Source organism: Edaphobacter aggregans DSM 19364, assembly GCF_000745965.1.
In the GTDB taxonomy this organism is placed as follows: domain Bacteria; phylum Acidobacteriota; class Terriglobia; order Terriglobales; family Acidobacteriaceae; genus Edaphobacter; species Edaphobacter aggregans.
This window is the reverse complement of the sequence record NZ_JQKI01000165.1, coordinates 1-10,800: the sequence shown is the minus strand read 5'-3', so window position 1 is coordinate 10,800 and position 10,800 is coordinate 1. Positions and strand designations below refer to the sequence as shown.

Genomic DNA, 10,800 nt, shown 5'->3' with positions numbered 1-10,800 from the left:
GGAAAGAGCTGTCTTCCCGCGCGGTCGCGATGGCGGCATGCTGCACCGACGGTTCTTCGAGCTCTGTGTATTCCACCAGATCATGCGTGAACTCAATTCCGGAGATCTCTACGTGAAAGGCAGCGATCGCTTCGACGATTTCCGGGTGCATCAGGTGTCGGCCGAAGAATTCCAGCGCGAGTTGTCCCGCTATAGTGAAATTGTGGGACTGCCGGTCGACGGCAAAACGTTCGCGAAAGAACTGCGCCAGCGCCTGGGTGCCGCACTTGACGAAGTCGATGCCAACTTCCCCGAGAATGACAGTATTGAGTTCGGCGAACAGGGGTTGATCATTCACAAGCCGGGCAAGGAACCGGAGCCTCCGAATAAGGCTGAGCTCATTTTTGGTGCTCAACCCTTCCGAAAGCAAGAAAGGGGAGCCTTCTGCCTTCACCCCGCCCCAGGGCTTGCTCCGGAAATGGTGCTCGACTCGGTCTCCTCCCCTAACAGCCGACGTAACTCAAACCCTTTCGAATGAGTGTATTCGTTCTACAGGTTAAGGAATATGACAACTTACCCTAAAGGCGGCGGGTACTTATAATGGTGATTATTGTGAAATCGTGATAATATGCATTATACGGAGACGGAACGCCCGTTTTGAGGTGAAACATGTCCAACGCCAAAGAACTCCACCGGGAGGTTCCCACGGTCATGGTGGGAACTGGCCCAGAGGTGATCCAGCTTCTGCATCGCTCGACGGCCCGCCGGGCTCTGGCAGTCACTTTTGCGAACGATGACGAGATGCATCTTCTCGAATTGATGATCCGTAGGGTGACCGAATTTTATCCCCAACTCATGCGGCAACGTCAGCACGAGGCAATCGACAAGATCGTTAGCGCTTTGCTTCCTGAGGTTGCGATCCCGGATGCAGCTCTTGCGCAGGCGCGCATGATGGTCGACGCGAAGTCGGCCATCCTGAATAGTGGCGACCTGCTCCCTGCAGGCGAGATCGCGAAGCTTGCTGGGTACAGCGCGAATAATCCCAGTGCTCAACCGAACAAGTGGAAGCGGGATGGAACGATCTTCGCGATCCATCACAAGGGGACTGACTACTTTCCGATATACGCTCTCAATCCGGATGAAAACTATCGCCCCTACAAGGCAGTAGCGGATATCCTGCGCGTCTTTGGTGACACGAAGGACAGTTGGGGACTCGCATTCTGGTTTGCGGGGCTCAACAGCTTTCTGAATGACCAGCGTCCACAGGATCTCCTCGCTGCGGATCCCGAACGAGTCATCGCTGCTGCGAAGGACGAAGTCGAGGGAGTTCAGCATGGCTAAGCCGGTGGCGAGCAATCTGCCGCCGGCGGGCCCTCTCAACGCAACCCTGATCACCTGGGAATGTGGTCGCGAGATGCATCGGGTTCACGACGATGCTTACCTCGGAAACCAGTTCAACCCAAACTCAATGGGAACGCTCGCTTCAGTCCAATCCACGATACAGACGGCGCCGTCATACCGACGCTTTACGCCGGCACGACCCTCGACTGCGCACTTATGGAGACGATCTTTCATGATCTTCCCTTCAAGACCGGCTTCAAGCCCGTCTCGAAGCGGAAGATGGTACGCAAGGCCCACACGATCGTCCTACCTGCGATCGACCTGCGCCTCATCGACCTGAGTACCATCGCGCTTCACAAACTTGGAATCGACCGCGCCCATCTGATCGACACGACGAAGGCTCAGTATCCGGAGATGGGCAGAGGCCCTCTATTCTCAGTTTCCGGATGCACAAGGACTGGCTGGACCTCGCGTCGCCACGATCATGCACAGGCAGTGATGTTGTTTGGTACTCGCGTCAAGACCTCAGACCTGACGATTGCCGGTCCGTCCACTGTTTTATTGGAGGATTCGAACGCAATTCTCCCCGTAGCAAGCAGAGGTCGACAATTTACGATCGAGTTGAGCGTCTAGATCTGAAGGTACAAATGAAAGCAAGCGAATCCAGTACCGTTGCGGTCCTGACTGAAAAGCCTTCTGTCGCACGAGACATTGCCCGTGTTCTCGGAGCCGACAAGCGGGGCGAAGGCTATCTCCAGGGAAACGGCTATGTGGTCACCTGGGCGATTGGACATCTGGTTTCCCTCGCACAACCGCACGAAATCAATCCTCAATGGCGGCAATGGCGCATGGATCTGTTGCCGATCCTGCCCGAGCAGTGGCCACTGGTTGTCTACGAGCGAACCAAAGATCAGTTCGAAGTGGTGCGAAAGATTCTAACGTCGGCGCGTGTGTCGCGGATAGTATGCGCGACGGATGCTGGGCGGGAAGGCGAACTGATCTTCCGCTACATCTACGATGCGGCCGAAAGCAAAAAGCCGGTCAGCCGACTTTGGATTTCCTCGCTGACTCCGGATGCCATCCGAAAAGGGTTCGACAATCTTCGCCCAGGCAGCCAATATGATCGATTGGCGGACGCGGCCAGTGGCCGAAGCCGAGCCGATTGGCTTGTTGGCATGAATCTGTCACGGGCCTATTCACTTTTCTATAATGAGGAGCTTTCCGTCGGACGGGTGCAGACGCCGACTCTGGCCATGCTTGTCGATCGCGAACTTACCCTCCGCAAGTTTGTCTCCGAAGACTACATCGAGGTTGTCGCGACGTTTCAGGGACGGGAAAATCAGGATAAGGAAACCTATCAAGGCACATGGTTCCGTCCGCAAACAGGGTCGAAAAAGGGCAACAACGCTCAGGCCAACAACTCGCGATTGCCTGCCGATGGCCAGGATGCCAAAAGCATCATCCTTCGCGCTCGTGCGGGAGAAGCGGTCATTGAGTCACTCTCTTCCGAGACGCAGCGGATGCAACCACCCCTGCTTTACGACCTCACTGAGCTGCAGCGGCATGCGAATCGTCTGTTTGGCTTTAGTGCACAAGAGACTCTTGATATCGCGCAGGCACTCTATGAACGGAACAAACTGATCAGCTATCCAAGGACGGATAGTCGTCATCTCTCTGTTGACGTTGCCGCTACAGCTCCAGGCATTGTCGCTGCAGTTTCCGCAAGCTATCAGAAGCAACTGGCTGCAGGAACAGGGGAGCGCCAACTTGGAAAGCGATTTGTCGACGACAGTAAGGTGAGCGACCATCACGCCATCATTCCCAATGCGGTTTCCCCAGAGAAGGCCAACCTGACGGAAAAGGAACGCAAGATTTACGGTTTGATCTGCAGCCGCTTCCTCATGATGTGGCATGACGATCACATTCAGTCCGTGACGACCGTGATTACCGTGATCACGCATGAGGAATTCGTGGACCGCTATCGAACCACGGGGACTGTCGTGCAACAGTTGGGTTGGAAGGTCCTTGACGTTGGATCGGAGGGGCGAAACAGAGAGACAAAGGGCAGGGATGAGGAGAAAACTCCGGAGCAGATCCTGCCAGTAAATCTTGCCACAGGACAGCCACAGGACATCGCGAATATAGAGGCCAAGAAAAAGAAGACCAAACCCCCGAAGCGATTTACCGAGGGCACACTCTTGACCGCGATGCAGACGGCGGGACAAAGCCTCGACGAGAAAGAACTGTCCGAGGCGATGAAAGAGACGGGCCTCGGTACGCCTGCCACACGGGCGGCCACGATCGAAGTGCTATTGAAGCGTGGCTATATCGTTCGCTCGGGGAAGAGTCTGGAGGCAACAGAAAAGGGGATCCATCTTGTAGAAGTGGTTCATCCCGAAGTCAAGAGTCCCGCGATGACCGGCCAATGGGAGGCCTTTCTCAAGAAGATCCAACTCGGTGAATCCCAGCTGGAGCCATTCCTGGATGGCATCAGTCAATACGTGCGTTCGGTTGTCAGCAAGGTTCGTCAGACTTCGCCAGTTCAACTTGCGCCACCGCCCCCCGCATCGACAAAGACTTCCGATCCTTCTGGTCTCCCCAGTCCAAAGAAATTCCTCAACAGCACAAGCCTCCCCGAGCTTTTGCAAAACGCGTTCGGCTTCGCCCAGTTTCGCCCTAACCAGGAAGCCGTCTGTCGGGCAGTAACCGCGGGAAAAGACGCGCTGCTTGTCATGCCGACCGGCTCGGGCAAGTCGCTTTGTTACCAGCTGCCTGGATTGGCACGAGGTGGAACCACTCTCGTGATCAGTCCACTCATAGCATTGATGGACGATCAGGTGCAGAAGCTGAAAGAGAAAGGCCTCGCTGTAGAATGCATCCATTCAGGTCGTGATCGTGAAACATCGCGCCGTATCTGTTCCGACTACCTCGGCGGCAAATTGCAGTTTCTCTTCATTGCTCCCGAACGACTTCGGGTAGCAGGCTTTCCCGAAATGCTGGCCAAGCGAAAACCATCACTGATCGCGATCGATGAAGCGCACTGTATCTCGCAATGGGGCCACGATTTTCGACCTGACTATCGGATGCTTGGCCAGTATCTACCTGGTCTTCGTCCTGCTCCGATGCTGGCGCTCACGGCCACAGCAACACCGCTGGTCCAGAACGACATTGCAACTCAGCTAGGCTTGACTGAGCCCGCACACTTCATCCATGGTTTCCGCCGCGAAAACATCGGCATCGAGCTTGTAGAAGCTTTGCCTTCGCAACGGCCTCAGTTCGCTCGAGAGATCCTGCTCGAAGACAAACACCGCCCAGCCATCGTGTACACCCCTACGCGCAAGCAGGCTGACGCTCTGGCGGAAGAGTGGGCAAGCGAGTTTGCCGTAGCCGTATACCATGCCGGACTGGATGCCGAGCGACGGCGGCAAGTGCAGGAAGAATTCATGGCGGGCAAGCTGGACGTCATGGTGGCAACCACGGCGTTCGGTATGGGGATCGATAAGACGAATATCCGAACCGTGATTCACACCGCCCTGCCAGGCAGTCTGGAAGGGTATTACCAGGAGATCGGCCGCGCTGGGCGCGACGGAAAAACGAGTCGCGCCATTTTGATGCACTCGTATGGAGACCGTCATACCCATGACTTCTTCTTCAGTCGGGATTACCCGGCCGTTCCACTGCTGGATCGCGTATTTGCAAGCCTTCGTACAGAACCCCAACCGAAGGAGGCGCTGCGCAAATCCGTGGCGATGGAGGAAGAACTCTTCGACAAAATCATCGAGAAGCTTTGGATCCATAAGGGGGCTGTGCTGGACTTTGCGGAGAATGTCAGCCAGGGCGAGGGGCTATGGCGCGCGTCCTACATCCTGCAGGGCGAGCAGAAGCGGGCGCAGATCGATCAGATGATTCGTTTTGCGGAAAGCAATCAATGCCGCATGACGTCCCTTGTTCGTCACTTCGGCGATACGTCGGATAGTGCCAGGGCTTGTGGCGTGTGCGATTTCTGCGCTCCCGCCAAGTGCGTTGCCCAAAGATTCCGAACCGCGACGGAAGAGGAACGAACAATTCTTCATCGAGTGTTGCGCGCCTTGCAGACCGTCTCCAACAAATCGACCGGCAAGCTGCACGCCGAGCTTTGTCCCGGAGGCGAGATGAGCCGAGACAACTTCGAAGAAGTCCTTGGAGCCATGGCCCGGGCAGAACTCATCAAGTTTGCGGATGCTGTCTTCGAAAAACAAGGCAAACAGATTCCCTACCGCACTGTCAGCCTTACTCCAGCGGGGCGAGCCACCGATCAGACTACGCCGGTGCTCTTCGTTATGAAGGACGCTGGACGGCCCGTTTCCAAGCGCAAGCGCCAGAAGAAATCCAGTAAGTCTAACGCTTCTCCAAACACCACCGGTCGAACCCAATCCAGGCCGCCGAGAACAAGAACGACTGCGTGCGAGCCAGAGAAAGAGACTCGCATTGAACAGGCTTTACGTGCCTGGCGCCTGAGCGAGGCGGAGCGCAGACACATTCCGGCATTTCGGATCTTTGGCGATCGAGCGCTGAAAGGTATCGCTACCAACTGTCCCCACAACGATGCGGAGTTACTGGCTGTGCCGGGCATTGGCATGAGTATCGTGCAAAAATATGGAGCACATATCTATCGTCTGATTGCTGGTTCACGTTGACGCCGTGAGTCCCATCAAGTCGCACCCACAGCCCCCGGTTCGCGTGAACACGTACTCAACCTGTATTCCAGCGCGGCGCCGACCAGCGGCTCCATCTTGGCCATCGTGGAGCGATCGAGCAGGGAGCGCAGCGTCAGCTTTCAAGCATCGCTGAGCGCTCCTGGCCAAACCGGGCAACTTAGAGAACGAAAGGAGACCTGAGGCGGAAGGTCACGACGGACTCGGACGGAATGACGACGTCGCGATTGGCGGTGTAGGCGCCTGCGACTGTGCCGGCACCCGCACCTGAAAGTCCGCCGATCAGTGCGCCTTTACCTCCGCCGGCCAGTCCGCCGACGAGTGCTCCCAGTCCGGCGCCTCCACCGACGAAGGCGCCGGTTCGCTTGCCTCGTCCCTTGCCTACAGCCTCATACTCGCTTGTGCTCACACGTCCATTTCCGATAGAGGTGAGCTCGATGCCGATATCTCCCGCGCCGGCAAAACGGCCCTTACCCTTTGCCGCTACGACCTCTCCTGCGACCTGGGTGCCGCTAGGTACGACGATCTTGCCAGCAGCGTCTACCAGGGGCCGATCCAAGACGCCAGTGAATCTGTCCCCGATGTTATTGCGACTTGCACTCAGGGTTTCAGTGGTCCGGATGACAACGGAGGCGCCGCTGGGAATCGTCACGCGGCGAGGAGCTTCAGGGGGTAGCGCTTGTGTGGGATGGGCGTGGGCGGACTGGGCGTAGGCGGGCGCGTTTGCGGGGGCACCTTCGCGGCTGGCCTGATTGGAGCCCGCGGGGTAGGTGACTGAACCGTCCGGGTTGGTGATCGACCCATCCGAATTCGTCACTCCCGCTTGCTGCGGCGGGCTGCTCTTGCACCCGGTTGCGAGAGTTACGGGAAGCAGGGCGGCGCTCATCCGGTGGGCGACGGCCACTGCTTTTGAATAAGGAAATTTCGGTGGCGGCCCTTACGCCCAAAAAACTCTGCATGTTTTGCGGTTCTGCGGACACCTCGGCCCGCTCGAACGCGCATGCCGTCCAAAGGCCAACAGGTCGGCTGCCTGCGCGTCAGCTCCCTGGATCAAAACGAGGCTTCGACCAGATTGTTGAACAAGCTCGCCCAACCGCGTGTTCTTGCGTCGCCGTGAGCGTGTGGGCAGTTCCAAATTCTACGCAAATACTGTAACATTGGCGTGTAATGAATATTACACCAACACCACGACTCCGTGCCTTGGCTGTTGCTGATCTTCAGCCTGCCGTCAAAGAGGACCAGCGAGAGGGTTGGGATATGGAGAAAGCTCCAGAAGTACGGGACGCTCGCGTTACGCAATTCCGGCTACGTGTTGCCAAACACGCCAGCGAATCAGGAGCGGCTCGAATGGCTGGCTACGGCGATCAGGGGATTCAAAGGCGAGGCCTCAGTGCTTCAGGTGCGGGCAATCGACGATCTTCCGTCAGACGTTCTCAAGGGCAAGTTTCGCGAAGAGCGCAAACCGGACTATGCGGCACTCATACGGGAGCTTCAACAACTGAAGCCGTCCACCCAGGGATTCTCGACGCAACTGACGCGACTGAAACGGCGGTTTGAAGAGGTTGCTGAGATTGACTTCTTCGAGTCTCCGCTCAAGGCAAAAGCTGAAGAGGCCATCTACAAGGCAGAACATCCAGTAACGTCGCAGGAACCAGTGAGGAGAGGCCGCGTGTCTAGAATGGAATATCAAAATCGTGTCTGGATCACACGTCCACGACCGGGGATTGATCGCGTCTCCTCTGCCTGGGCGGCGAGACCTGAGTTCAGGGGTGACCCTGGGGGTGCTCGAGCTGCCTGATGAGGTAGGTTTGATAGTCGGGATGATTCGCGCGGGCGAGGCGGAGCGCTTTGGCCATGACTTGCTGGCCTTCCGGGATGCGACCTGATGCGAGCAGTGTCTGGCCGAGGACGAAGTTAACGTCTGCAGCGTCGGGGGCCTGCTGGGCGGCGGTTTGTGCCAGCGCCAGTGCCTCGGGGAGGCGGCCCTGACGTAGAAGACCGGTGGCGGCTGCGGCGTTCGATTCGGCGGCGAGGAGCGGGACGTTGAACGTTCCTCGATAGACGAAGATGATGTTGCCGATGGTGGCGTCGGGGGTGCGATCGTGGAAGAGCTGGTAGGGGTTGAGCGTGTCGGGACCCCATAAGAGGCCGTCGGTTTCAGTGGAGCTGACGAGGAATGTGCCGCTGATGGTAGATGGGACGGGCGCGCCTCCCATGCCGAGCAGATGCGAAAAGCCGCCCGGCAGCGGTTTGCAGTGGATGCCGTAATACGCGGGTTGGACGGTGGGATTGCCGTGGTAGTCGAACCAGCAGTTCGGGTCGGGATGCTGGTCGAGATAGGTTTTGGTCCACTTGAGACCCTGGCCCCAGTCGGCGTTGGCGTCGGTGGCGAAACGATAGGTGTGGGCGGGTCCGCCGAAGAGCTCGTTGGAGTAGGCGAGGAAGTTCGGGTAGGAGTGGAGGGACGAGAAGACGGTGAGGAGAAGCAGAGCGGCGACGGCGACTTTGCCTACGACTGAGCGCGTGAAGAGAGAGGCCGCGGCGGCAGAGGCGAGGACGATGCAGAAGGGGTAGATGGGAAGAAGGTAACGCACCCCCATGTTGATGTGGGAGAAGATGGCGGCGACGAGGAAGAACGCAATAGGGAGGGAGAAGAAGACGAGTTCTCGCCGTCGTCCGTAGATGCGGGCGAAGGGCAGGAGGAGAAGAAAGAGCATGAGGGTGAGGGTGGTCTTGAGGAGGAAGACGGCAGGGAAGAAGAACCATTGGGCGGTGCTGTACAGATGACCAAAGATAAAGGTTGGACGGGTACCCTGGCTGAGAAGGATGTCGACCCAGCCGTAAAGGTAGGACTCGGGAAGAAGACGATGACGTGCGAGGAAGTCGATAACGCTGCGCTGGTGCAGGTGGATGAGCGTTCCGGAGTAGGCGGAGAGAGAAGGGGTGATCTGTAGCTGGCCGGGGCGCGCAGCGTAGCGGAAGCCATAGAAGGCCCAGAGGACGACGTAGCTGAAGACGGCGATGGCAAGAAGCGCTAAGCCGAGTTGTCGAAGCTGACGTCTCCTGTCGTACGAATTGGCAATCTGTCCCGAGAAGGGTAGGAAGAGATCGACCAGCGCGAGGAGGACCAGTGTGGGCAGGATGAGGACGCCGGAGTGTTTGGCGACGATGCCGAGTGCTGTTGCCACGGCGCAGAGTGCGAGACGTGCAGCGGAGGGTTTGGTGCAGAAGCGATAGAAGGTGTAGACGGAGGCGAAGAAGAACAAGGCGAGACCCATGTCGGTGGTGACGATGGCGCCGTTGGCGAGCAGGTTGGGTTCGAAGGCGAAGAGAAAGAGCGCGAGGACCGCGGCGAGGGGGCCGAAGATTTCTTTGGTGGCGAAGTAGACGAGCAGGCCAAGGGTGAGGCTGAGGAGGGTGATCATGAGACGGCCGCGCAGGAGGATCGCGTCTGCGTCGGCGCTGTAAAGGAGTTGCGAGGCGTTGAAGATGTCCTGAGCTTTGAAGTAGGGGAAGGGAAAAGGAGGGGGCTCATGGAGGCCCAGGGGGAGAAGCGGGAGGGAGGCGAGGAGTTTTACGAAGGGTGGGTGTTCGGGATTTCTGCCGAAGTCGCCGTGCTTCCAGTATTCGAAGCCGGCGAAGAGATGGGTCGATTCATCGAAGGTCTGGGACTGCTGGCGTACGGAGGTGACCAGCAGGATCGCCATGATGGCGAGGAGAATTGCAGCGATGAGGTTGGTGATGCGTGGAGTTAGAGCTGGTGGTTGGAGAGTCGTCGGTTCTGGCATCCTGTTTGACTTTCGCGAGGTGGATATGCACCGGGTGGTCGGTGGTCTTCCTGGGCCCATGAAAGCTGTTGTTGTTCGGAACACGATACTAATTCTTGATTCTGGACGCAAGGGATTGCGGACTCTACTGAGTCTTCTTCCGACCACTCCGCATCGTCCTCGCGCTCCGGGCAGGCTTGCCGCGCGGACCGGTTTTGGCTCCAGCCGCAGTCCGTCTCGCATTCGGCACATTCCCGATCCGTGGGTCTTGCTGCAGCACAAGCTCGCTCGCCCGCAACGCCGCCGTCTCAAAGTCTGGCGCGTCAAAAGGCAGCACCTGCCAGCCACCAATCTTGCCGCCAAAGAGCTGAATCGACCTCATCTTCGGAAATTCCCGCCGCAGGCTGGCATGGTGCTCCTCCGTCGTCGCTATCCAGACCCCATTGTCCTGCATCTCCGTGGCCTTGTTACGCAGCATCAGGACGATCTGTTCTCCCACATACACCGCAAGACATCCAAACATCGGATGGGTCCGCGGCTCGAGCGGCGTAAGCGCATCGAGCACAAACTCAAACGGCACCGACCTTCGCACCTTCGACGTAACCAACGCATCCTCCGGCACGAATGCGTTCTTCTTTTGGCCAGGCTTCTTCATAGCTCCCAAGATACAACTGCCAGCTTGTCACGTTGATTGGCGACGCTCCCACCTATGGCTACCGAACAAGCTATTGAAGCTCACAAAGCAACGCAGACCGCAGCGGCCGAAGTGCGCGCAAAACGGGGTTACTGAGATGGTCCGCCGCTTAAACCTCATCCTGGTGATGAGGATCTTATAGGCAGATTGAAGGAGGATCATCGACATGGAGATTCGTTCCGTAGGCATTGACCTTGGCAAGACGACCTTTCACCTGGTGGCTCTTGGCGATAACTGCAAGGTGCTGCTGAAGAAGAAGTTCACCCAGAAGCAGTTGATTGCCTTCACCGCGAACATGCAGACCTCTTTGATCGGGATGGAGGCC

Annotated in this window: 8 protein-coding genes and 1 pseudogene; 6 read left to right on the top strand and 3 right to left on the bottom strand. The window is 57.7% G+C overall.

Annotation, left to right across the window (positions count from 1 at the left end):
• From Q363_RS42355 to Q363_RS44865, 4 genes are all read left to right on the top strand, one after another.
• Positions 1-517 (top strand): hypothetical protein (locus Q363_RS42355; RefSeq protein ID WP_211256391.1); only part of this gene is annotated, 517 nt, incomplete at its 5' end.
• Between the two features lie 131 nt (positions 518-648).
• Complete coding sequence (locus Q363_RS27800) at positions 649-1,320, top strand: hypothetical protein (RefSeq protein ID WP_035357165.1); 672 nt, start codon at positions 649-651, stop codon at positions 1,318-1,320.
• A 60-nt stretch (positions 1,321-1,380) separates the two neighbouring features.
• Positions 1,381-1,953 carry an RES family NAD+ phosphorylase gene (locus Q363_RS27795; protein ID WP_084080848.1) on the top strand — a complete coding sequence of 191 codons (573 nt, stop codon included), beginning with the start codon at positions 1,381-1,383 and terminating at the stop codon, positions 1,951-1,953.
• 14 nt (positions 1,954-1,967) lie between these two features.
• Positions 1,968-5,996, top strand: coding sequence for a DNA topoisomerase 3 (locus Q363_RS44865; RefSeq protein ID WP_035357163.1), 4,029 nt, complete (start codon positions 1,968-1,970; stop codon positions 5,994-5,996).
• Positions 5,997-6,174: 178 nt separating this feature from the next.
• Here Q363_RS44865 and Q363_RS27785 read toward each other — a convergent pair whose 3' ends face one another.
• The gene (locus tag Q363_RS27785; RefSeq protein ID WP_157467708.1) at positions 6,175-6,918 is read right to left on the bottom strand and encodes a hypothetical protein; all 744 of its coding nucleotides are present in this window, start codon (positions 6,916-6,918) and stop codon (positions 6,175-6,177) included.
• A 291-nt stretch (positions 6,919-7,209) separates the two neighbouring features.
• Here Q363_RS27785 and Q363_RS27780 point away from each other — a divergent pair, with 291 nt between their 5' ends.
• Entirely contained in the window at positions 7,210-7,812 is a 603-nt protein-coding gene (locus tag Q363_RS27780) for a Chromate resistance protein ChrB (protein ID WP_035357162.1), read from the top strand.
• Here Q363_RS27780 and Q363_RS27775 read toward each other — a convergent pair.
• A complete protein-coding gene (locus Q363_RS27775; protein WP_051979424.1) occupies positions 7,778-9,802 on the bottom strand; it encodes an ArnT family glycosyltransferase in 2,025 nt (674 codons plus the stop codon). The genes Q363_RS27780 and Q363_RS27775 overlap by 35 nt on opposite strands.
• A 124-nt stretch (positions 9,803-9,926) precedes the next feature.
• Positions 9,927-10,436 carry a hypothetical protein gene (locus tag Q363_RS27770; RefSeq protein ID WP_051979423.1) on the bottom strand — a complete coding sequence of 170 codons (510 nt, stop codon included), beginning with the start codon at positions 10,434-10,436 and terminating at the stop codon, positions 9,927-9,929.
• Between the two features lie 205 nt (positions 10,437-10,641).
• Between Q363_RS27770 and Q363_RS46995 the strand changes: the two are divergent.
• A pseudogene (locus tag Q363_RS46995) lies at positions 10,642-10,800 on the top strand (IS110 family transposase); the annotation flags it as partial.

Excerpts from the sequence above, each read along its gene's own strand:
- Q363_RS27770 (WP_051979423.1), bottom strand. The coding sequence starts at position 10,436 with ATGAAGAAGCCTGGCCAAAAGAAGAACGCATTCGTGCCGGAGGATGCG.
- Q363_RS27800 (WP_035357165.1), top strand. The coding sequence starts at position 649 with ATGTCCAACGCCAAAGAACTCCACCGGGAGGTTCCCACGGTCATGGTG.
- Q363_RS44865 (WP_035357163.1), top strand. The coding sequence starts at position 1,968 with ATGAAAGCAAGCGAATCCAGTACCGTTGCGGTCCTGACTGAAAAGCCT.
- Q363_RS27795 (WP_084080848.1), top strand. The coding sequence starts at position 1,381 with ATGTGGTCGCGAGATGCATCGGGTTCACGACGATGCTTACCTCGGAAA.
- Q363_RS27775 (WP_051979424.1), bottom strand. The coding sequence starts at position 9,802 with ATGCCAGAACCGACGACTCTCCAACCACCAGCTCTAACTCCACGCATC.